Raw genomic sequence first — 23,606 nt, forward strand, 5'->3', positions numbered from 1 at the left:
AAGTGGCCATATCCAGAACTGGGCAATGGTTATGAACCAACTTCTTCTTCAAGATGAACTAAAAGATAGAGTGTTAAAGTATCTTGAGTAAATTAGAACTTACACACTTTATTTGACAAGCCCACGTAAACAAAAAAAGGCAATGCTATTATAAAGTAAAGCATTCGCCCCTTGGCTTAATAAGAGAGTTTTATTTTTCAAGTTGACCTTTTACCCCAACTAACTTGTCTTTAATAAAAGGGTCAATCTCGTCAGGTAAATGATCTAATCCAAAAAATTGTGCCTCTATTCCTTGGTTGCTTTCAGGTGTTATTTCTCCTTCGTACTTGGTACATAAATAACCAATTGCAACCGTTTGATACTCGTCTCCACTTTCCTCGACACGATTTATTAATTCCTTTCCTGAATAGACACCAAATAATTTTAACTCTTTTATCTTTAAGCCTATTTCTTGAAAGACTTTTCGTGTAATACAATCCTCAACTGACTCATTTAACTGCAAAATTCCACCCGGAATCCCCCAAGTTGCTCCTGAATATCTACTTAATAATATTTCTCCGTAATGATTAACAATAGCTACACTTGGCCGAACAATAATTAGTGAAGAATTCCCAATCATTTGTCTCATATTTTCACAATAATCCATACATACCTCCGATGATATTAATTTATTTACATTTACCCTGCACAACAAGATAGCTTCGAAACATCTTTATCAAATGTAAGAGCAGTTAGTCTTAGTCCTTCTGCCATTGTTAAATATGGTGCAAGGCTATCTTTTAAATCCTCCACGGTTAAACCAAACTTAACTGCTAATGTCGCTGCATAAATCACATCACCTGCATTTTCAGATACAATATGAACTCCAAGAATTTTTAATGTTTTAGCATCAGCAACAACCTTAAATACACCTGTCGTTTCACGGTTTACTAATGCTCTTGGAACGGAATCTAAAGATAGTACAGATGTTTTTACTTCATAGCCTTGTTCTTTTGCCTTTTTCTCTGTTAAACCAACTGTTGCAATGGATGGATTTATAAATGTGACAGCAGGAAAAACTGATAAATCTAATTTTTTATTTAACCCACCAATCGCATTATCAGCAACAACCCCACCTTCATAGGCTGCTACATATACAAATTGCGGCCCTAATGTTACATCTCCTGCTGCATAAATCTTCTGATTACTTGTTCTGGCATAATCATTTATCAGTATTTCATTTCGTTTTCCGACTTCAACCCCTGCTGCACTTAAATTTAAAGAATCCGTATTTGGTTTTCTTCCTGTTGCAACAAGTAGTTGTTCTGATTCCACAACTTTTTTCTTGCCATCTACCGTTACATAAACCTTTTTTACCGCTCCAACTTGCTCTACACGCTCATAAGTTGCCCCTTTCAAAAGGTTTATACCTTGTTCTGTCAAAACCTTTTCTACAGCTTCTGAAATCTCTGGATCATATTCTTTTAAAAGACAATCACTTCTTTGGATAAGAGTTACTTCTGAACCTAAATTATGAAACAGTTGCCCAAGTTCCAACCCGATATAGCCTGAACCCATTACTGTTAATCGCTTAGGCATCTTTTTTAATTCAAGTAGTGTTGTACTTGTAATATAATCTACTTCTTCAAGTCCTGAAATTGTTGGTATTGATGGTGAAGCACCTGTTGCAATTAAAAAGCGTTTAGCAGAATGTTTCTCCCCATTTACTTCAACTGTATTTTCATCAATAAATTTTGCTTCACCCTTTATTAAATCAATACCATATTCATCAATTAAGTCTATATATTTTTGATTTCGAAGTTCGCTAACTAATTCATCCTTTTGCTTCACCAAAGAGGCTAAATCGACTTCTCCAACAGATGTTTGTAACCCTATAAATGGATTTGCTTTTGCTATATGATTGATTTCTCCTGCTCTAAGAAGTGTTTTTGATGGAACACAACCAACATTCACGCAAGTTCCACCAACAGTTCCACGTTCAATCATCCCCACTTTTGCCCCATATTCAATTGATTTAATGGCAGCAGAAAAAGCTGCCCCGCCTGAACCAATGATAAGTAAATCGTAATCACTTTTAATATCTAACTCTATATCTTTTAGCTTCTGTGTTGAAATATCTTCTATGTCTTCTGGTTGATATTTTGCTTGTTTAATTGCTTGTCTTACATTTTCAGCATTAACATCATCTGGTATTTCAAATACCGATTCACCACGTCTAAAACTGGTTTCGATATTTAAAGCACCTATGTTGGTTAAAGCAGCATAAATATGTTGTTCACAGCCTGTACAGGTCATTCCGTTGATTTTAATCCGATATTTTTTCACCTTTTCTTCCTCCTCTATTTAAAAATCAATCAAAAATCAAAGATTCAACAATAGGACATTGATGTATTGCCTTTTGATCTGGACATCGACTTTTTAAGTCCTTTAACATTGACTCAATACGCTTTAAATCTGCAATTTGTTCTTGAATTTCTAATTCTTTTTTTGATACAAATTCAAATATATTTTTGCAGCGAACTTCATCATTATCGACAACTCCAAGTAATATATATATTTCACTCAATGAAAAGCCAAGATTTTGCAGTCTTTTAATAAATTTTACACGCTTAACATCATCATCTGAATATATCCGATAACCTTCATTCGTTCGGGAAGGATCTTTTAATAATGATTTTTTTTCGTAATACCTAATTGTCTCTTTATTTACACCGGATTTTTCGGCAAACACACTAATTCGGTAACTCAAATTATTCACCCCTATAAACATAATAAACCGTGTACTAAGGTACACGGTCAAGTATAATATTAAAATTCTTTTCTTCAAGTATTCTGCCCGTTAACGTCTTGCTATCCCTTTTACATATGATTCTATTCTTTAACTTTTAGCAATCGCAAACTGTTTAATGTCACAAGTAATGTTGCACCCATATCTGCAAATATCGCTATCCATAGCGTTAACCAACCAGGCATAACTAACAATAATGCCACTAATTTAATCGCTAAAGAGAAGGTAATATTTTGCTTGATGATTACTAAAGCCTTACGACTTAACTTTATTGTATATGGCAATTTGCTTAAATCATCAGACATTAAGGCAATATCAGCCGTTTCTAATGCTGTATCTGTTCCAGCACCACCCATCGCTACACCAACAGTGGAAGCTGCAAGTGCTGGTGCATCATTCACACCATCCCCAACCATTGCTACACTTTGATGTTTTCCTCGAAGTTCTTTAATAAAATTCAACTTATCCTCTGGTAGCAAATCAGCTTTTATATCAGTAACTCCAACTTGTTTCCCAATTGCTGATGCAGTTCTTTTGTTATCCCCTGTCAACATTACCGTTTCAATTCCAATATTATTCAATTTACCAATGACTTCTTTTGATGTTTCCCTAATTTCATCGGCTACGGCGATTAACGAAAGAATCGCTTTCTCCGTTCCTAGTACCATCACGGTTTTTCCTTGGGTTTGCATTTCAGTAATCTTTTGTTTTCTATCACTTTCAATGCTTCCGTGTAATTCTTCAAAAAGTGCTGGACTTCCAACATAATACATTTCGTTATTTACCTTGGCTTTTACACCTTTACCTGTAATAGATTGGAAGTCTTCAACTATTACATCATTAAAGTCTAATCCCTTTTCTTCTGCTTTCCGCATAATAGCTGAAGCTAATGGATGTTGGGATCCTTTTTCAATCGCTGCTGTAATGGTTAACTGTTCATTTTCATTTCCACCATATATCATAATGTCTGTTACAGCAGGAATCCCTTTAGTTAATGTACCTGTTTTATCAAAAGCAATAGCCTTCAAATGCCCTGCTTCTTCTAAATGGATGCCACCTTTAATTAACACTCCATTTTTTGCTGCATTTCCTATTGCAGTTACAACCGCAACTGGAGTAGAAACAACCAAGGCACATGGACAACCAACTACTAATACAGCTAAACCTTGATAAACCCATTCGCTCCAATCTCCCCCAAATAACGGTGGAATAACCGCAATTAAAAGAGCCAAGATCACAATAACTGGTGTATAGTATTTCGCAAATTTATCGACGAACGCTTGAGAAGGTGCCCGTTCTGCTTGAGCTTCTTCTACCAAGTGAATGATTTTTGAAAGAGTGGTATCTTCTACTCGTTTTGTCACTTTAACTTCAAGTAACCCTTCTTCATTTAAGGTTCCCGCAAAAACTTCTTCATCTATCGTTTTCGTTACCGGAACACTTTCACCAGTAATAGCAGCCTGATTTAACGTGGACGTTCCTTTTATAACGATTCCATCCATTGCTAATTTTTGGCCAGGCTTTACAATCATGATGTCTCCAACTTGAATTTCATCAACATGAATCATCATTTCTTCATTTCCACGGCGAATCAATGCTTCTTTTGGAGCAATATCCATTAATGATTCAATTGATTGACGAGCTTTATCCATTGAATAACGCTCTAACGCTTCACTGATCGCAAATAAGATGACAACGGTTGCTCCTTCACCCCACTCACCAATAAGGGCAGCTCCTATAATCGCAATGGTCATTAGCGTATTCATATCAAAGAGTAATCTGCTTAGATTTTTAAGTCCTTTAATGAATAGCGAATACCCCCCAATTAAAATAGACGCTGCATAACCAATCGAAGGTAGTATATGCTCCTCACCATATTGCTCACCTAAGAACCAACTGACTACAAGCAAAATGGCAGATATATATACCTTAATGTTTTCTTTCTGTTTCCAGAATGGTTCACGCTCTACTTTTTGTTCTTTTTCATCCCGAATCTTTAAATTTTCAAACGCCCCTGCTTTTTCCAATTCCTCAATCGTTGTATTCCCTTGAACATAAACTTTAGATGCTCCAAAGTTTACTTTCGCATTCTGAACACCAGGAAGATCTTTTACATTATCTTCAAAAATGGCAGCACAGTTGGCACAAGTAAATCCTTGAACACGATAGGCTTTCAATTCTTGTTCATTTAGTTTTGCTGTTTGATCAGACATTGGTTTTCACCTCGTTTTTATGTGCTAACGCAATCATCATTATCTGTTTGATGTGGTCATCATCTAATGAATAAAATGCTAGTTTTCCCTCTTTTCTGAACTTAACAATCCCTTGCTTGTGGAGGGTACGTAAATGATGAGAAGCATTCGCTACAGTAACACCTACAATATTTGCTATATCGCACACACATAGTTCTTCATCTTGGCACAAAGCGTAGGTAATTTTTGCTCTATTTTCATCTGCAATAGCTTTTAGCATTTGGGATACACTAACAATGTCAATTGATTGTAAATCCCCTTGTATTCGATTTACCTTTTCTTCATCATAACAATAAATCTCACAGGTATCTTTTTTATTCATTTTTTCACTCCATTCTCATTCAAGTGTTTATTTGAATATAGTATACTCCTTTTACTCGCTAACATTCAAGTGGTTATTTGAATGAATGTAAAATTGAATTATGGTATCCGATTCTAATAACAATTTTTTTAATACAAAATAAAAGGTTATCACAAAATATCCGGATAACCTCTGTTATATTTTTCGTTATTTATGCAGTTGCACAGCTACAAACCTTACCTTATTGAGCTTCCTCACTATATTGGACCGGTGTCAAATTGATTCCGAATCTCCTCAGCAAGTGTCTCTAAGGATACTTAGCAAAATCTAAAATAAAAAGGAGTAATCAACTCATGAATGAGCTAACTACTCCTTTTTACCTTTTCCTAACAACAACCACTTGCACCTAATAATACTAAACCTTCACCGTTCTGATTTTCTTCTTTGTCTAAAGTTAGCTCCTCAGTTGTAGCAACCTGTGAATCAATTGCTACTTTAATACCATTAATAGTTTCAATTATATCAGTTTCAAGTGGTGCATCTAAAGATAACGCAAATTGTGGTCCGCAGCATCCAGCAACTGAATAAAGGCGTATACCTTCTGCACCATTTTCCGTTAATACATTTTCTAATAAGTGTTTCGCAGCATCTGTAATTTTCATTAAGGTTTCTCCCCTATCCATTTGGATAAATTCTTTTTAAAGCCTCTTTCATTTCTGGCTTCACATTAATTTTTGGTCTTGCTGCCTTAGCAATTTCTTCTGCTTCAGCAATTGTACTTGCTTTTTCTAAGGCTAATAATGTTCCGATTGCAACAGTACCAGTGCGATTACTTCCTCCTTGGCAATGGAAGTAAATATTCTTACCCTCGTTATATGCTTTTATTACATGATCAATAGATTTCTTAATAGATTCTTCTTGGTCTGCTGCATCATCAACAATAGGGCTATGAATACGGTTATAAACTACATCTTCTATCGGAGCCTCAGCTCTTAAATCAAATACAACATCTATTTTCTCATTCCCTAATAAATCATTTACATCGTCTGCACCACCGATGTAAATTCTATCCTTGATTAATTCATGATAATTCTTTGTTGTCATTGTAGTACCTCCATCATTTTTCTACATCATTAATTTATATAGTCTTTTAGTTTCTCATACCCAATCTTTTCTTCATGCAACCAAGGTATAATCGCACAACTATCGGCTAAATGATTATTGACCTCACGAATCCACTCTTTTTCAGAAATTGCTTTCCCTCTTAACACAGGGTCTTTGGTATCAGTGGCAAATAGACTTTGATTAATAACCCACCATTTTGGGCTAATATTTGCTCTTCTTAAATCATCTTGTAATCGGGAGGCTTCAAATACAGGTGTAGCTTCAGCTAAGGTAACGATTACGACAGATGTTTCCTTGGAATCTCTAATCTTTGGAAGTAGTTTTGTTACACTTTCTGGCACTTCGCCAGTAGACCTAGCAATTTCCTTGCTATATGACTGTGCTGCATCTAATAAGAGTAATGTATGACCTGTAGGAGCTGTGTCAATGACGACAATCTCATTTTCAGATTTGGCAACTACTTCGGCAAATGCACGAAAGACTGCAATTTCCTCTGTACAAGGTGAGTTTAAATCTTCCTGTAAATAAGCCAGACCTTCCTCATCTAAATCCTTACCAGCAGTCGCCAACACTTCGGTTTTATATTTTTCTACTTCATCTTTAGGATTAATGCTGCTAATAGTTAGATTTTGATTTAATTGGTCGCTTTGAAATTGATACTGCAAGTGAGCTGCAGGATCAGTTGTCGTCAAATGAACTCGATGGCCCTGTTCCACCAAACCAACTGCAATGGCTGAAGCGACCGTTGTTTTTCCAACGCCCCCTTTACCCATAGTAAAAATTATTCTTGTATTAGTTGATGAGAAATCACTAATGACATCGTTTAGATTTGGTAGTCTTACTATCTCGTTCTCACTGTTTTCCTCTGATACTGGAATAACGTATTCTTTAAATAAATAACGTAAATTTTCAACCCCAGTTAGAGAATATGAAACAAACGGTAATGAATAGCTTACTGTCTGTTTTAGATTAGCTGGTATCTGCTTTAAAGCATTCCTTTGCCTTTGATAAAAAGCTGATGAAACTTCATCGTCTTTCATATAGTTCAGAAGCAGACCGTTAACAATAAGTATTTGATTTTTTATTCCAATCTCTTTGAGTTCTATTGATGCCCGGTCTGCTTCTATTAGAGATGATATATCAGGTCTTGTTACTAATATAAGTGTTGTTTTTTTTGAATCCGAAAGAACATCAACAGTTTCCGAATATAAATTTTTCTTATCAGCAAGTCCTGATAAAGGACCTAAACAAGAAGCACCATGCGTACTTTCCTCTAAGAATCCGTTCCAGTCTGTTGGTAGTTGTAATAGACGTAACGTATGGCCCGTTGGTGCTGTATCAAAAATGATATGGTCATATTGGTTTATAATTTCTGTGTTTGTAAGTAAAGTTGTAAATTCATCAAATGCGGCAATCTCGACTGTACATGCTCCTGATAGTTGCTCTTCCATTGTAGCTACAACGGAATCTGGTAATATTCCACGGTATGGACCGACTACTTTTTCACGATATGCACTTGCTGATGCCTCGGGATCTAAATTACTGGCAAATAAATTTTCTACCGTTGGAACTGCTTTAGGCGAGTTTGTTAATTCAAAATCAAAAACATCCTGTAAATTAGATGCTGGGTCTGTACTAATTAGTAAAACTTTTTTTCCACTTTCCGCTAAAGCTACGGCTGTTGCACATGCAGTTGATGTTTTTCCAACTCCGCCTTTTCCAGTTAAAAATAAAAACTGTGTCTGCATAACATTTTGAGGTTTGAAAGATTGAAACATGTTTTTCACTTCTTTCTTTTCACTGTTTTTTTATGTTTAATGAAAGTCGGACTTTCGGTTTTTCAGTAAGCTCTTCAGCTTTTACCCCTAGCCATTCTGCAAGTTCTTCATTTGTTGGATAGGTTCCAACTTTAACAACTTGTTCATCTACTAAAACTACAGGTAACGCATCCGGTCCCTTTTCATGTAAAACACTATTCACTGACTGTGTTTTACCAAATTTATCAGGGTCATTTGTTAATTGATACCGTTTCACATCAAATCCTTTTTTCTCCAAAGAATATACCGCAGATGCTACTCTGGTTAGTTCTGGATCAACTGATGGACCACATACTCCTGTTGAACAACACATTGCTGGATCAAATATCTCGACTTTTTTCATCTAAAACCCTCCGATTAATATTAAATAAGCATATACTTATATTAGTCTTTAAAGAAAACCAAGAGATGGATCTCTTGGTATAAGGCTGTTTTATTCTCCAGTTTCAGCAAAACGCTTGATTCTTTCACCTATTTGGTCACGAACTCGTTGGAATACAGCCCATTTTTCCTCTTCACTTCCTTGAGCTTTTGCAGGGTCATCAAATCCCCAATGATCACGTTTTACATGTGGTGGTGTCATTGGACACTTATCAGCAGCATCTCCACATAAAGTAACGACAAATTCAGCATTGTTTAGGATCTCTGGGTCAATAATGTCAGATGTTTGATTTGAAATATCAATTTCTACTTCATTCATTGCTTTCACTGCATTGGGATTTAAGCCATGTGCCTCGATACCTGCACTCTTAACTTCCCACTCATCACCTAAATACTTCTTCCCCCAGCCTTCAGCCATTTGGCTTCTGCAAGAATTTCCAGTACATAAAAAATAGATTGTTTTTTTAGACATAATAATTCTCCTTTTTAAAATAGAGTAAGTGTTAGGTAAAGACCTAATAATGTAATAAATAGAATTGGAATTGTTAAAATAATACCCGTTTTAAAATAAGTTCCCCATGAAATTTTAACACCTTTTTGTGACAATACATGAAGCCATACTAATGTTGCTAAAGAACCAATTGGTGTGATTTTTGGACCTAAATCGGAGCCAACTACATTAGCATAAATAAGTGCTTCCCTTAACACACCAGATGTATCTGTTTCAGCAATGGCTAAAGCATCAATCATAACGGTTGGCATATTATTCATGATGGATGAGAGGAAAGCAGCTAAAAATCCCATTGCAACAGTTCCAACAAATAAACCTTGATCAGCTACTGTTTGAATGACACTTGCCAGTGCAGATGTAAGTCCCGCATTTCCTAATCCATATACCACCACATACATTCCAATAGAGAAAAATACAATATTCCAAGGTGCACTTTTAATAACTTCCTTAGTATTAACAGAAGCACTACGTCTTGCCATTATGAAAAAGAAAATAGCAATGGTTCCTGCAATTATAGAAACAGGTACGTTGATGAAATCGCTAGTAAAGTATCCAATTACTAATAAACTAAGAACATACCATGATAAGCGAAACATTTTTAAGTCTTTAATAGCCTCTTTTGGTTCCTTTAATTTTGATAAATCGTAATTTCTAGGGATACTTTTTCTAAAGTAAATTAACAATACAAAAATCGTCGCAATCAGTGAAAATAAGTTTGGAATTATCATTCGTGAGGCATATTCCACAAATCCGATACCAAAAAAGTCTGCAGAGACTATATTTACTAGGTTACTTACAATAAACGGAAGTGAAGTTGTATCAGCAATAAATCCACTTGCCATAATGAAGGGAAATATCATTTGTTCTTTAAACTTTAAATTTCGTACCATAGCAAGTACAATGGGTGTTAGAATTAATGCCGCACCATCATTTGCAAATAAGGCCGCTACAATAGCACCTAGAATACTGATGTATACAAACATCTTTATTCCATGACCTTTTGCTACCCGTGCCATGTGTAATGCTGCCCATTCAAATAATCCAATCTCATCTAATATTAATGAAATGAGGATAATTGCAACGAAAGATAACGTTGCATTCCATGTAATGTCAATTACTTCAAGAACATCACTAAATCCCACTACTCCTGCTAATAAAGCTATTACAGCCCCTCCGCAAGCTGACCAGCCAATATTTAACCCTTTAGGTTGCCAAATAACTAAAATCAATGTTGCAATAAAGATAATAAGAGCTAAAATAAGTGTTCCTGACAAAATGTAAAACCCCCAATATTAACAACAAGAAATCCGTTTCCCTTGTTTTTCTAAATCCTCTAACTTATCCTTTTGGCTAGGTAATTGGTTAAGAATCTGAGTAACAAATGGATAGTAGATATTGTTCTCATTAATTGAATAAAAAACCCACTGTCCCTTTTTCTCCTCTTGAACCAATCCCATATCTTTCAACCTTCTTAGATGTTGGCTTATAGCTGGTTGTGTCATTTGAAATATCTCAACAAATTCACATACACAACATGCTCCACCATCAAGAATTTTCATCATGGTTAGCCTAGTTTTATCTCCTAATAGTTTAAGTATTACAGCAACTTGTTCTATTTCAATAGTCGTTTTCAATTTTACACCTCACTTTTTCACTTTAAATAAGTATTTACTTATATAATAATCCACTTATATATGTGTTTCAAGTTTTTTCTTCAATGGTTTTTCACAGCACTTTCCCCTCTAACTATTTGTCTATGGTAAAAAGGTTTTAAACTCACTTTCCTTCCTCTTTTAAATCCTCATACGCATTTGTAAAACGTTCAAAAGAAATGCTCCCAAGTGTTTCCTTATCTTTCTGAAATAGACGCTCAAACGTGATTTCCTTTGCCTTTTCTAAGGTGCATTGTCTACTATTCATAATTAATTTAAGATATGCAATAAAGTATTCTTTACTTAAATTACCACCTTTATTAATGACCATCATCATTACCTCCAAAAAAAGGAGAGTATATTCGACTCCCCCTTTCTAATTTCACAATTTTAGCAGCATGAATTTGAACTACAGGATGCTTTTGTAACATTTAGATTCGTACTACATACACCCGTTTCAGGTAATTCCAACTCAACCTTCTCTGAGGCTTCGTAGTCCCCTGATATGTATGCTACAACGGAGCGAACCTGCTCATATCCTGTCGCCATTAAAAATGTTGGTGCTCGACCATAGCTTTTTGCTCCAACGATATAAAAATCTTTTTCAGGTTGCCGTAATTCTTTTTCCCCATGAGGACGTACCGTTCCACAACTATGAATATTAGGATCAATCAATGGAGCGAGAGCTTTGACACATTCCGTTGCTGTATCAATGCTGGTCCTCACTTCCCGAAGGATTGAAAAGTCTGGACGATTCCCTGTATTGACAATCATTTCATCTATATCTGAATAGGTTTTTAAGTCATCTTTAGTCTCCCCTACTAGCTCTATTTTCCCATTTTCCCCTTTAATGTTTTGAATCCTAAAAGGAGTAATAACTTGAACTACGCACGAATCCACTAATTTGTGTATGCGACTTCCTAAATCACCTCTCGCCTCGAGTGCATCCAGTTCCTCTCCTCCATAAGCCTCTTCAACTCGCACTTTTCTCAAAACCCATACAATTTCTGTTGCGGGATATTCTTCTCTTAATTTTGCTAACTCTAATAATGAATTGATTGCAGAATGGCCACTTCCAATAACAGCAACACGTTTATTTAGATAACGGCTTTTACCTGCTCCTAGAATATCTGGGATGCCATAGAAAATTTGATTTTTTATGGCTTCCTCTTCTTTTAACCAAATGCCATTTGAATTTGCAGGATTAGGATTACCCCAGGTGCCTGTTGCATCAATAACTGCTCTCGCCTCAAACTTTTTAAATTCGCCATTTTGCTCTGCATAAATGACAAATGGTTGTTTTTCTCGATTAGCAGTTTTCATTTTATCCATATTTTTTCGGCTAATTGAAAAAACCTTTGTATTAGCAAACAAAGATTTTTTAATTTCAGGAGTATTTGCCAACGGCTTTAAATATTGATCAACTAATTCTTTCCCAGTAGGTAATTCATTTAGGTCTGGCTCAGTCCAACCTTGTTCTTTAAGAAGTTTAGATGCCGTCTCATCAATGTTATATCTCCAAGGTGAAAATACTCGAACATGACCCCATGTTAGGATATTCGCCCCTACTTGAGCTCCAGATTCTAAAAGAATAAATGGTTGATCATATCTTGCTAAATGGGCTGCTGCTGCAAGACCTACAGGGCCCGCCCCAATAATTGCAACGGGTAAATGTTTGTTTTCATCTTTATTAGTTTCTTTCAATTCCTCTTCAGCTTGACAACAGGTCGGTTTGATTTCTATCCATTCCATTTTCATCTTTCCTCTCATTATGTTTTTTAAAGAAGACTACTTCGACTTTGTAACTGAGATATTTGCTGTATGTAAAATCCAGATGCTTAGATTAACAATTTGCACCTAGTATTTTTTCCATCGCCATTACATCTACAAATTCACCATCAAGAATTCCTTGATTCTTAAATATCCCAACTTGGCGATACTTCAATTTGTTATATAAGCCTTGACCTATAGAGTTAAATGGGAAAGTAAATAAAACTAATTTATAAAAGTCATGATTCGATGCTTCTATTTCAAGTTGTTTTAGCAACCTTTGCCCAATCCCTTTCCCTCTAAAATCACGATGGATATAGACCGAGATTTCCCCTACTCCCCTATAGGCATCTCTAGGATTATAAGGACTTATGGCTGCCCATCCGACAATGTTTCTTTCTTCATCCTCTGCGACCAACCCAACGTATCTCCCCTGACGATGAAGAAACCAGGAATGGATATAATCTTGATCTTTCGTTCTAGTTTCAAGTGTGGCAATCCGATCCTCTATTCCTTGATTATAAATCTGAAGAACTTTCATCAAGTCTTTTACTTCGACCTCCCTAATGATCATTAATCACCCCTCCTTTAATTGCTAAAATCAACACTTGATAAAGTCAAATATCACCCAAAAGGAAACCACTATTTATTTAGTGGTACAACAACCAGAACCAGATCCATCATTCATCCTCATGGCACTCAGTAAGACCTGTAAACTATCTATAACCTGATCCTTTTTATCATCTGGAATGAATCCTAAAATCTGCCCAATGTATTGATTCATTTGACCGGAGATTTCGTTTGCTTTTACTTGCCCTTCTTCAGTAAGTAATAAAACAACATAACGTCTATCGTTTGGATCTGGGGTTCGAGAAACATACCCTAATTCCACCACTTTATTGATTTGCCTACTTAGCATTCCGGTATCCATGGATAATTTCTCAGCCAGATCAATTAAGGAAATACGGGGATTTTTATCCAGTTCATATATAATGTGACTTTGCAGGACTGTTATTCCGCAACATTCTGAACCTTCACGCTGTAATAAACCAAAATCACGAACCAATTGTTGAAGAATTTCTCTGATCTCAATTGCTTCTTTAAAACTCATTTTTTCATTCACCTCACAGTAAATGATATATACAACAATTGACTTTGTCAACTATTATTCAAAAGATTGAAAGGATATTGTGCAAAAAGGATGAAATCACGATTGGATTCTTTTCGTTGTCTACCTATGTAATTTCCTTTTCCATTCCATTTACACTCTGTTGAGGCATAACTAACTGATTTGATTATTTATGATTGTTATGGAATCACTTTTTTACCTTCTTATTTACCTATTTTCCAATCCTATAGGGCATAAATTCATTTATTTTGAAGGTTCACCAAATGAGAAAAGATCCTTCAATTTTTAGAAGGATCTCCTCAAAGCGTTCTTTTAATTCGTTCTTTAATTCGTTCATTTATAAATCGTTCTTTTTAATCGTTCTTTTTGAATCTTCATCATCATTATATTCATTTTTAGAGAAAAATACAACACTTTCTTTAAATTTTTTTTAACTCTAAAGATTTTTTGATTCTTTGAGAAGGAGATACCAGTGTTTGTTTAGCTAAAACATCTAACATAAATTAATTAATTTGACACTTATACTAAGGATTCTTCTCTTGTTTCATATTTAACATTTATTTCCTCGTCCAAGGTTAATCCTAGCTCATTCAGCTTTTCGGGGTTTATAAAATTAGCTTTTCTTGTTGTTTCCTTATCCTCTATATTAACTTCTACCTCTTTAATAATAATTAATTTTTCATTTTTAAAATAATCCAGTATTGCAGAGGAATCAGATGGTTGCAAATTAAAACTTGACTCATCATTCAAAAATTCTAAAATATTTTTTTGATAAATTACTGTCAGAGGTTTAGAACCGTATTTAACAAATAGTCTATTCATTCCTTTATTAATACAATTTAAGTATTTTAACTTTTCCTCATCACTTGATTCTATATCTTCTATATCAAAAGGTCTGTATGTTTCCACACCTAAAATATCCTCAATCTTCTTTACATTAATCCTAGTTTTTAGGCTTTCTACGTATCTTTTTTTTACTTTAGATTCTAAGTATAAAAGAGTTATTTCTTTATCTTGATAACTAAGCTCTAAAATTAGAGGAAGCATATCAGAATCCGAGGAAACAATTACATAGTGTTCGAACTTACGAGTATTATATAGCGATTTAATTACATCAATCGCCAAAGCTAAATCAGACGCATTGGTTTTTCCATCTCCAATGGAATTAATATGCCGTAACTCTACTAAATTCTCCTGTAGATCACTTATTTCATTATTTGCTGTCTTAAAGTCACAAAACGCTTTAATAAGTTGGACTGAATTTTCCTCTCCTAATGCTAAATGTTCTAGTATTTTTTTTACTACTTCACTTGTTTTAAACTGGGAATATGATTCATTAATAGAACGGTATAAATTATCATAATCCATATATACTGCTGTCGCTTTCCCCATATCTATACCCCTTAAATTAAAATTAGTAATAATTTCCTAAATTTATTATACTGAAAACCCCTCTTTTTTACTATAGAATAGTAGACACTTTTCAAAACACTATGTAATCACTTGCACCGGGATACTATTAAATACTGAAATTAGTAATTTGTCGTATGTACTCACTTACCTCTTCGTAGAACTTTTTATTAATCCCGGCATTCCTAAGCACCTTCCATACCTTTATTTCATCTTCGTCATTATTCATTAAACCAATTACATAACCTATTCTTCGTACACGAAAATCCTTTTCTGACTCACAAACATCATCTACCAATGCTTTGGTTTTTGGCATCTTATCTAAATGTTGCTCCAATAACGCTCTTTCTCCAATTACATCACCAATCCTCTTAACTGTAACCCTTTTAGGCTTATCGTTGTAATATCTAATTTCATCCATAGACTTTTGTACACTAGCTAATATCTCTTGGTCTCTTTTCTGCCAATCCACTCTCTTATTATCGTTTCTTCTCTTTTTCAAATTAGGTGAATTATTTTGAAGCCACTCATTATCATTTCTATATAGATAGGCATAAGTTGCTGGATTAATATTTCTTAGTTGAGTCTTAGATAGCCGTGGATTCTCGCCTTGCAGCTGCATCCAAACTTGTCGATATCTTTCGATAGTTCCACTCTCATCCTGCTTCAAAACTTCTTTTGTTGATTTCTCTATCCCCTCTTTTTCTGATTTATATTTAATCACAGTTCCGGGATCAACATTTAATCTTCGAGCAATCTCCCGATAACTGAGTTTTTCTTCTAACAAAGTTTTTAATACCTTGTTCCATATAGGACCAAAATCCATAATCCGTGTATAGCGGTACTGTCCTGTTTTTTCTGGGTCCTGTCCTTTTCTTGTATAAGAAAATCCACATACAGGACAAGTAAATCTCCCAATAGGTTTCTTTGTTTTCTCACATATTCTTACAGTTACTTCATCAATAACCTTCTTATGATACTTGGGACAAACGACATTAAGGCAAGGCCATTTAGGCTTTCCGAAAGGATAACTTTCAAAAGAATTGCCCTTAAATATTGAGTTAGTATCTAATCCAAGAAAGGTTAGCATTAGAATGTGATAATAAGGATGAAATGACTTTCGATGTTTACGGGATATATTGGCTATCCAAGAATCGGATTGCCGTATTTTCACATGCAGATTTTCCAAAACTTGCTGTGAAAAATATGTATGAAAATCATCATACAACTTTTTCTGATAAACCTGTCCTCTATAACTAGCGTAACCTTTTTCCATTAAATGATAGCGATAAAACTTTGTGAAATGGGAAAAGCATTGATTTTGATATTTCCTATTCAATAAATGCTCTGCTCGTAAAACAATATCCTTGAGATGTATTAGGTTGTTCTCAGTTATTTTTCTCTTTCTTTTCAAATCACAGTTGCTGGTGGTTGGTAAGATAAAAGCATGTTTATTAGAATGAGTTATCAATACATCGCTATCCTCTAACCACAACTCATGCTTAGCACAAATGAGATTTCCAGGTAACTGATGAAGGCGATGCCAGTACAATTCTCGATACGTAGCTATATCTTCTTCAGCACAGGCTGAACAATATTTTAAATACCTGTTTTGTGGTATCGAACTTGCCATAATACCCGATTGCATATAAATCTTCTTTCCGTCATCACTTGTCATAGACTCATAAATTGATTGAGCCTTTTCTGTTGGCAAGAACACTGTATAAAAAGGATACATTGTATGTTTCTCTATAAGCATCTGTTCGTTCAATGTCGTGTTTTTAGGCAAATGCTGAACTAGAGAGGCAATTCCAGATGGCAAAAATACCGAAGCACTTATCGTCCTCTTACCGAATAAATCTTCCAATGTGTGTTTCCAAAAAACATTTCCTGATCGGATGTGATACCGAGCAATAATACTATATAAAAGTTCATCAGGATATGGGGTTGGGAATTGTATAATCATGAAACATCACGCTCAGGGTAATCCTGCTTAATTACTCCAGCATCTAGTAGTGCTTGATACGCAATTATTTGTTGTTCTTTCCCTTTTTTTATAATGGTTCTTAGGTCGTTACTTATTACTTTATCCGTACTTTTTTCATTATTGTTTAATAGAAGAAAAACATCTTTTACGACTTGTGATACATCCCTTATTTGATTGTTCTCAGAAACAACTTTTTGTGCTGCCTTAACAGCAACATCATTATTAAAACCTAGCATCCCTAAACGGAAAACAGTATCATCAATTAATTGTACTTGCTCATTTTTCCGTTCGGCTCCTTCTTGGAGTGAGTTCAGTACCTGATTTTGATCAACAATAATCCGTTCTTGTTCAATAAAGTCCTCAATATTTGGTAGCATTATGTCGTCATATTTTACTAGCTTGCTATAGTCCTTGCTCTTTAATGTATTTAGCATAGGCTGAACCATTTTTAATTCTTCTTGAGCCACTTGTTTAATTAACGCAGTGGTAATCTTTTCATTACCACTACTAATAGCACGTAGCTGCACCATCATATAGAGCTTAATTGCGATGTCTGCAATTCCTTGAGACTCATTATATAGGGTTGAAGAAATTTGTTCTGTAATCGGTGATTCCTCTTTTGTCCACTGATATTTCCACATACCCTGAACAAATAAATCCCAAATAGCATCTTTTTCAAATCTATCCCACATGATGTTCCCCATATTAGTGCTTCTTCTTGCTTGTCTAAACTGTGATTGTAAGACATCCATTGCCTTTGGGGTTCCAACCATAATGAGAGGGATATTTATCGTATTGATTAACGCTGTAAAAAAGTTTAATATCTGTGCTGAGCTAGAGCTTTTTATACCCTTTAAATGTTGTAACTCGTCCAGGAATAGCATGCCAAGGTTTATACTTTTAGCAATCTGAGCCATAATGGGCATTAGCTGACTTGTTGACAAATGACTGTTTACGTATCTATTAAAATAGTTGGAGCCTAGAAGTAGATCTACTTGATACATAAAATCGTAAATAATGGTTTTTACGGAACCATCAAAAGGGGTTTCAATTTTTAAATAGGTTACTTGATAGTGATTTAAGGCTTGCCCTTTATATGAAACATGAGAAATGACCTGTGGAATGGTTTGCAAGACTCGCTGTAATGTACGTGTTTTTCCTACACCTGAGACCCCCAAAATACTCAATGTTTGTCCTGTCTGGATAATAGACTTATCAAAAGACTTATTTTGTATATTATTCCAGTTATCCACAAAAGTTTGTGCATAAGTAGAACTTACTGGATTGCGATAGGTATAACCAGTTCTAATTAACCTAGATATTGATGACTCAATTCTTAGATGGATCGGGATAGCTTGAAAATAATGCAGCAACCTAGAAATTAGATGAACTCTCTGATGGTCATTCAAATATCTTTCTTCCTTATTATATGGAGGATACATGCTTAGACGGTCAATGACTTCCTCCTGAGAATAGATTGGCGGCAACGCCTCTATAAGAGGATTGCCTTGATATTCCAATATCTCTTGTTCCCTATATTCTGCAATTTGTGCCTCAGTTCCATTATGTAATTCAATTATCTCCATCATAAAGCACTTCCTTTTGTTTCTTTCGGAAAATATCCAACACTTTTACCGGTTCAGTATCATGATTTACTTCGTTCGATTGCTTTCCAATGTTATTTTGATCCACCACGGTTTGTTTTTCCCTTTTAAATATTTCTCTCTCTTTTTCTCGATTTTCTCTAATATTCTTTATATCTTTAGGAACCTCACCATTTAAGATTTGATTGTTAGCCTCTTTTTTCGCCATTTTAACAATCTCCTCTATGTCCTGAGCTAATTGAATTGCTCCATTTAAACTGCTTTCCTCATATTCTGCCTCTTGTTGCTTTCTTTCAGTTTTTAAACTCACAACTTCTTCCATCTTTACACCACGATACATTTCGTATTGTTCGATTAATGAACAAACTTCATAGTTCAACCTATCTATACGAATATAAATATTAGATACGTCTTGAGGATCATAATGCACCCCCATACTCCAACTGCCTTTTATTCGAGCCTTAGAAAACCACCGTTCTTTCAATGCTTTCGCACAAGTATAATAGAGACCTCCAAAGTTGATTCCTTTCGGGGTGATTTTTGCACTAGCTTTAGGTAAAACACTACTTCTGATCGCATCTAAAGGCATAGTTCTCAGTAATCCTGTTCCTTTACGCAAACCCCACTTAAATATTTCTATCGGTATTGGTGGGACCTTTTCTGCTATCATACTTTGCGTTAACGGGTAGTCCGATAAATAATTATGATTGTTATAATATAGAACCGTTCTGACTAAAATTTGGACGTACTCGTTTAGGTTTAACACTGCTTTCTTCCTGTAATCCTTTCCTCCACGCTTCATAAAATCTTTTTGGACCGCCCCAGGGAGGAATGGAGAGATGTGGTCCTGAAGAATGTCAAAGTATTTTTCGCATACGGCCTTTAGCTCAGGTCTGTACGGACCTAAATTTTGGATCTTAATGTTTAAATCCGCCGTGATTTGTGTTAATTCATTGGAAATCAACTCACTACCCCGATCCGCCAAAATAGTATGCGGAAGATAATGAATAGGCCAATCATTTTCATCAATATCCATATCGAGGGTCCGCTTGCAAAATTCCTTTTTATCTTCAAAGGCATTTGCAAGAGCCAACCTCAACGATTCTTTTGACATATTTTGAATTCCTGCATATACAGAAACAATACACCTGGAAAAAATATCCACAGTTAAATAAATGACAGGACGGCCAATCACTATATTCCTATCAAAACTTGAAACTAAATAAACATCACCAATGGTTGCATCAATGGCATATGTACCTATCCCCATAGAATCTTCTGTGGCTGAACCGGTTATAGCACGATAGTTTTGTAAAAATTCCCTTCTGCCCTCTCTTTTATGAATGGCATCTTCCGGTTTGTACCACTTGCGATACCAATAATAGAATTGGTCATATGAAATAATTGGCTTATCTAAATCTAATACTTTATAGCCTGACTTTTCATCCTCTTTGGAGAAATACTCCTTTACCATTTGCTGATAAGCATATTTTAATGAGGGTTTAGAACGAATAAAGTAGTATTTTTCTAGGCTAATTCTAATGATTTTCTTCCATTCATCGGTTATTGCTGCCCTTTGAATAGAGGAAGAGTAAGCGAAGGGTCTTCCTGCCTTTTTGATATATTTACGTTCCTTTCCTTGCTGTTTCCCACACTTATTAAAGTCGGGTAAGAGAGCATTCTTTACCATCCCTCTCGACCAATATCGTTTTAAATATTGTCGAATGGTCTTTGTGCTAAGGAAAAAATCCTTACTGGCCATTTTTATTAGCTCTGATCTCCTCTTTGGAATAAAAATGTCAGGAATTAAATAGATTTGATTTATTACTATCCATGCTTTATCACGTTTTTCAATTTCTATCCCAGATAAATCTTCTTCTTTCACGCTGAACGCCCACGGTTCAGTTGCAACCTTTGTAATCTCACCTTTGATCAAAGAGGATTCTATACTGTGTATTTCCTCACTGTAAGGAAATGATGGTTCACGGACATTAACTAGAAAACAAAGTTGATGCTCATTATCGACCCAAACTACCCTTTGAATAAATTCAGGATTTTCAGTGCTTTGTAATAAATCATTAATTACCAACTGCATACCTTACATCACCACCATTTTCACCAGTAAATTCAATATGATAATTTTCAATTTTATTAGTCAAATAGATTTTCCTGCTTAAATCCATGCTTACTTCTTTATGGGCTATCAAATGTTTAAATAAGATTAGACCCAATCCTTCATCCAAGCTATATTCTCTTTCCAATCGGGAAAAAATGCCTTGAAACGTATCCGATTTATTAGACAAATACTGAACTATATCTCTTTTTAAGTGGGGCAAATTCAAAGTAAGCAATGGATAATCTTGAATGTCATAGGAGTTCAATGCCCAGCCAATATTTCGTGCCAATTGTTTATTGATTTCTTTTTCTGTCACAATTCCAAAATCAATCCCTTTCTTTTCAAAATACCTTCTTTGTAGTTCCAATCTTTGCAAGGTTGCATTTTTCTCTAACTCCTGTGATTGCTTAATTATTCTTGCTTGATAATAAGGTTCTCCATTTTCCCCCTTCCTTGTTACAAAAAAAGAAACCGTAAAGATATGTGGTACTTGTGTCTTCGTATCAAATAGTTTCTTTGTAAGCTCCTCATCCACTTGGATATTCATGTCATGGAAATCTAGTAAAGGGTACTGCTCCCTTATGTCAGTAACATGGTCGTCAAATTCCAATAAGTAGAAGTAATATAACTGCATATCGCTTAATAGATGGTAGACCCTTTGAGTGGTATGACCAAAAATACGAGTAGATCTTCCTTTCGATGCTATGTCTTGAACTTGCAGCCATGGTTTATAGTCTTTTCCTGTTCCTTGACCTCGTTTTTCCATTAGGAACCTTTTAATAGTTGTTTCATTCCATTCTCTAATCATTCGGTATCCCCCTACTCCCTCTTTCTTGAAGAATAATGTGTTCATTATCAATTGCTGAATCAACAGTTGTTTTGAATTCACATTTAAAAAGATTAGAATATTCATCCCAACCATTAAATGGAGAGTAATTTTTATCCTGTGAATCATTAATACGACATAATTCTTCTTTTATCAGTGTTAATTGCCTACGGATTAAATAACGTAAGAACTGTGACCCTGTTACTTTTTGGAATTCAGAAACAAAATCAACATAAGAACAACCCGCCAATTCTTCTACATGTTTATTGCAAATCTCATCATGATAATGCTCATCAATGTATTGAATGACAGCATTAATTTTGTCCATCGTTTAGTAAGCCCCCTTAAATATAAAAAAGCATTTGTTGCGTTGACTTTTGTCAAAACGGATTGTTTTTTTTCTCCGTATAACAAAGTCAGCAACAAATGCCTCTATTTTATAAATTAACTTGTAAGTACAATTCATCAAGATCTTCTTGTAATATTCCAAGATACCTTTTAGTTTCCGCAACGGACCTATGATTAAGGGCTATACATATGTAATCAAGTGATATGCCTTTCTTAAAAGCCCAATAGCCCCAAGTTTTTCTCATTCCGTGCGTTGAGAATTTCTCTGTTATCCCTACCATATCACAGGCTTCATTCAACATTGATGCAGCATATTGCCTGGTGATAGGTTGATTGGTTCCCTTTCTACTGGTAAAAAGGAAGTCCTCCTGTTTCTTATCAGGAAACTCTCTATTAAATTCTTTAATACTTTTCGCTAAATTTGGCGTAATCGGGAACCGCTTATATTTACCAGTCTTCTTTTCATTCACTTCGATAAACTCTGTTGGCTTCCTACCGTCCCACACTTGATTCACCTTTAACATCAAAATGTCAGAAATTCTTAGAGCTGATGAAATACCGACCATAAAAAGCAAATAGTCTCTTTTATTTTTCCCTCGAAGGTATCCTTTCACCGCTTCAAGTTGTTTTAAATCTCGAATCGGATGAACAACTTTCACTTTAGTTCACCTCCTGTATGAATCTTACATATTCATTGTAAATCTCTATTTGAGTAAGATTCAACAGCCTAGAGGCAAAATCCAAAAATAAAAATGCCGATTTTATAGGATTTCCTTGTTTACACAACAGGGTTGTGTAAACTACTTTTCGAAAATTAAATTGTACACTGCGGAAAACGATTCGTCCTAGGTTAATCATTCCGATACATTCCTTCAAACCTTTTGATATAATGGAAGACAAAGGAAGCTAACTACTTTTGTCTATTTAATAGAATGTAGGTGAAAATATTGCCCGTTTGGACACAATGGATTTCATTAGGATTGGCGATTCTCGGTTCAATAACAGGGATTTGGGCGTTGGTTTTAAATCAACAAAGAACAACTATTACAAAAAGAATAGAAAAGGAACGTCTTGAAGCAAAGAAAAAGGCAACATTCCAAGTTGAACGAACCAAACAAATGGGGTCAAAACAAATGCAAGATAGGCTTTTATTACACAATATCGGACAAGCTGAAGCTAGAGAACTCAAGGTTGAATTCTACAATTATGACCGTTTTAATAAAGGCGAAAAACGTAAAATTAACCCATTAATAGATAGAATTCCGTCAAAAATAAATGCAGGACAGACAGTAAATATCCTATTGTCTATTGCTGGTAATACAGCACCACCTTATGAAATCATTATCACTTGGGATGACGATTTTAAAAAAGGTAACAAACTAGAAACAACTTTAAACTAGAAGTAGGTAGGCAAGATAGGATAAAGAGCAAAATATCTCTTTATCCTTTCAAATGTCAACTTGCTTTGGGAGTGTAAACTGAACTGTGTAAGTAGGAGAGCGTACGGCTCTTGCTTCGCAGTTCAGTTTTTTTATTGTAAGATAAAAATATAGCGATTGGGAGGTTATTCTATTGACCAAGTCAAAGCG

24 protein-coding genes are annotated in these 23,606 nt (G+C 35.0%); 1 reads left to right on the forward strand and 23 read right to left on the reverse strand.

Annotation, left to right across the window (positions count from 1 at the left end):
- Positions 1 to 190 precede the first annotated feature (190 nt).
- The 23 genes from QBK89_RS14270 to QBK89_RS14380 form a co-directional block, all read right to left on the reverse strand.
- Entirely contained in the window at positions 191 to 646 is a 456-nt protein-coding gene (locus QBK89_RS14270; protein WP_026682622.1) for an NUDIX domain-containing protein, read from the reverse strand.
- Positions 647 to 678: 32 nt separating this feature from the next.
- A complete protein-coding gene (gene merA, locus QBK89_RS14275; RefSeq protein ID WP_225230588.1) occupies positions 679 to 2,295 on the reverse strand; it encodes a mercury(II) reductase in 1,617 nt (538 codons plus the stop codon).
- A gap of 55 nt (positions 2,296 to 2,350) precedes the next feature.
- Positions 2,351 to 2,749 (reverse strand): Hg(II)-responsive transcriptional regulator, encoded by a 399-nt coding sequence (merR, locus tag QBK89_RS14280; protein ID WP_026682624.1) that lies wholly within the window; start codon positions 2,747 to 2,749, stop codon positions 2,351 to 2,353.
- A 122-nt stretch (positions 2,750 to 2,871) separates the two neighbouring features.
- Positions 2,872 to 5,001, reverse strand: a complete 2,130-nt coding sequence (locus tag QBK89_RS14285; RefSeq protein ID WP_019156604.1) for a heavy metal translocating P-type ATPase — start codon at positions 4,999 to 5,001, stop codon at positions 2,872 to 2,874.
- Positions 4,994 to 5,362, reverse strand: coding sequence for an ArsR/SmtB family transcription factor (locus QBK89_RS14290; RefSeq protein ID WP_019156605.1), 369 nt, complete (start codon positions 5,360 to 5,362; stop codon positions 4,994 to 4,996). The genes QBK89_RS14285 and QBK89_RS14290 overlap by 8 nt, the downstream gene beginning before the upstream one ends.
- A gap of 365 nt (positions 5,363 to 5,727) precedes the next feature.
- Positions 5,728 to 6,003, reverse strand: a complete 276-nt coding sequence (locus tag QBK89_RS14295) for an iron-sulfur cluster assembly accessory protein (protein WP_019156606.1) — start codon at positions 6,001 to 6,003, stop codon at positions 5,728 to 5,730.
- 13 nt (positions 6,004 to 6,016) lie between these two features.
- Positions 6,017 to 6,445 carry a protein-tyrosine phosphatase family protein gene (locus tag QBK89_RS14300; RefSeq protein ID WP_019156607.1) on the reverse strand — a complete coding sequence of 143 codons (429 nt, stop codon included), beginning with the start codon at positions 6,443 to 6,445 and terminating at the stop codon, positions 6,017 to 6,019.
- A 29-nt stretch (positions 6,446 to 6,474) separates the two neighbouring features.
- A complete protein-coding gene (gene arsA, locus QBK89_RS14305; RefSeq protein WP_284141732.1) occupies positions 6,475 to 8,244 on the reverse strand; it encodes an arsenical pump-driving ATPase in 1,770 nt (589 codons plus the stop codon).
- 19 nt (positions 8,245 to 8,263) lie between these two features.
- Positions 8,264 to 8,626 (reverse strand): arsenite efflux transporter metallochaperone ArsD, encoded by a 363-nt coding sequence (gene arsD, locus QBK89_RS14310; RefSeq protein ID WP_019156609.1) that lies wholly within the window; start codon positions 8,624 to 8,626, stop codon positions 8,264 to 8,266.
- Between the two features lie 90 nt (positions 8,627 to 8,716).
- Complete coding sequence (gene arsC, locus QBK89_RS14315) at positions 8,717 to 9,136, reverse strand: arsenate reductase (thioredoxin) (RefSeq protein ID WP_026682626.1); 420 nt, start codon at positions 9,134 to 9,136, stop codon at positions 8,717 to 8,719.
- Positions 9,137 to 9,150: 14 nt separating this feature from the next.
- Entirely contained in the window at positions 9,151 to 10,449 is a 1,299-nt protein-coding gene (locus tag QBK89_RS14320) for an arsenic transporter (RefSeq protein WP_026682627.1), read from the reverse strand.
- 18 nt (positions 10,450 to 10,467) lie between these two features.
- Positions 10,468 to 10,809, reverse strand: coding sequence for an ArsR/SmtB family transcription factor (locus tag QBK89_RS14325; protein WP_026682628.1), 342 nt, complete (start codon positions 10,807 to 10,809; stop codon positions 10,468 to 10,470).
- A 142-nt stretch (positions 10,810 to 10,951) separates the two neighbouring features.
- The gene (locus QBK89_RS14330) at positions 10,952 to 11,158 is read right to left on the reverse strand and encodes a hypothetical protein (protein WP_026682629.1); all 207 of its coding nucleotides are present in this window, start codon (positions 11,156 to 11,158) and stop codon (positions 10,952 to 10,954) included.
- A 59-nt stretch (positions 11,159 to 11,217) separates the two neighbouring features.
- Complete coding sequence (locus QBK89_RS14335) at positions 11,218 to 12,585, reverse strand: NAD(P)-binding domain-containing protein (RefSeq protein ID WP_026682630.1); 1,368 nt, start codon at positions 12,583 to 12,585, stop codon at positions 11,218 to 11,220.
- Between the two features lie 85 nt (positions 12,586 to 12,670).
- Positions 12,671 to 13,171: an arsinothricin resistance N-acetyltransferase ArsN1 family A gene (locus QBK89_RS14340; RefSeq protein ID WP_026682631.1), complete on the reverse strand. Its 501-nt coding sequence runs from the start codon at positions 13,169 to 13,171 to the stop codon at positions 12,671 to 12,673.
- A gap of 72 nt (positions 13,172 to 13,243) precedes the next feature.
- On the reverse strand, positions 13,244 to 13,708 hold the full coding sequence (locus tag QBK89_RS14345) for a MarR family winged helix-turn-helix transcriptional regulator (protein ID WP_026682632.1): 465 nt from the start codon (positions 13,706 to 13,708) through the stop codon (positions 13,244 to 13,246).
- Between the two features lie 537 nt (positions 13,709 to 14,245).
- Positions 14,246 to 15,118 carry an NYN domain-containing protein gene (locus QBK89_RS14350; RefSeq protein ID WP_026682633.1) on the reverse strand — a complete coding sequence of 291 codons (873 nt, stop codon included), beginning with the start codon at positions 15,116 to 15,118 and terminating at the stop codon, positions 14,246 to 14,248.
- A 127-nt stretch (positions 15,119 to 15,245) separates the two neighbouring features.
- Complete coding sequence (locus QBK89_RS14355; protein ID WP_026682634.1) at positions 15,246 to 17,102, reverse strand: TnsD family Tn7-like transposition protein; 1,857 nt, start codon at positions 17,100 to 17,102, stop codon at positions 15,246 to 15,248.
- The gene (locus QBK89_RS14360; protein WP_251685483.1) at positions 17,099 to 18,712 is read right to left on the reverse strand and encodes an ATP-binding protein; all 1,614 of its coding nucleotides are present in this window, start codon (positions 18,710 to 18,712) and stop codon (positions 17,099 to 17,101) included. The genes QBK89_RS14355 and QBK89_RS14360 overlap by 4 nt, the downstream gene beginning before the upstream one ends.
- The gene (locus QBK89_RS14365) at positions 18,696 to 20,822 is read right to left on the reverse strand and encodes an integrase catalytic domain-containing protein (protein ID WP_080848939.1); all 2,127 of its coding nucleotides are present in this window, start codon (positions 20,820 to 20,822) and stop codon (positions 18,696 to 18,698) included. Before QBK89_RS14365 ends, QBK89_RS14360 begins: the two co-directional genes overlap by 17 nt.
- Positions 20,806 to 21,651, reverse strand: coding sequence for a TnsA endonuclease C-terminal domain-containing protein (locus QBK89_RS14370; RefSeq protein WP_080848940.1), 846 nt, complete (start codon positions 21,649 to 21,651; stop codon positions 20,806 to 20,808). The genes QBK89_RS14365 and QBK89_RS14370 overlap by 17 nt, the downstream gene beginning before the upstream one ends.
- Positions 21,644 to 21,997 (reverse strand): AraC family transcriptional regulator, encoded by a 354-nt coding sequence (locus tag QBK89_RS14375; RefSeq protein WP_080848941.1) that lies wholly within the window; start codon positions 21,995 to 21,997, stop codon positions 21,644 to 21,646. Before QBK89_RS14375 ends, QBK89_RS14370 begins: the two co-directional genes overlap by 8 nt.
- A 109-nt stretch (positions 21,998 to 22,106) precedes the next feature.
- Positions 22,107 to 22,676 carry a tyrosine-type recombinase/integrase gene (locus tag QBK89_RS14380; RefSeq protein ID WP_080848942.1) on the reverse strand — a complete coding sequence of 190 codons (570 nt, stop codon included), beginning with the start codon at positions 22,674 to 22,676 and terminating at the stop codon, positions 22,107 to 22,109.
- A 288-nt stretch (positions 22,677 to 22,964) separates the two neighbouring features.
- Here QBK89_RS14380 and QBK89_RS14385 point away from each other — a divergent pair, with 288 nt between their 5' ends.
- Complete coding sequence (locus tag QBK89_RS14385; RefSeq protein ID WP_284141733.1) at positions 22,965 to 23,417, forward strand: hypothetical protein; 453 nt, start codon at positions 22,965 to 22,967, stop codon at positions 23,415 to 23,417.
- Positions 23,418 to 23,606: the final 189 nt, after the last annotated feature.

The organism is Virgibacillus sp. LDC-1 (genome assembly GCF_030137545.1).
GTDB lineage: Bacteria > Bacillota > Bacilli > Bacillales > Amphibacillaceae > LDC-1.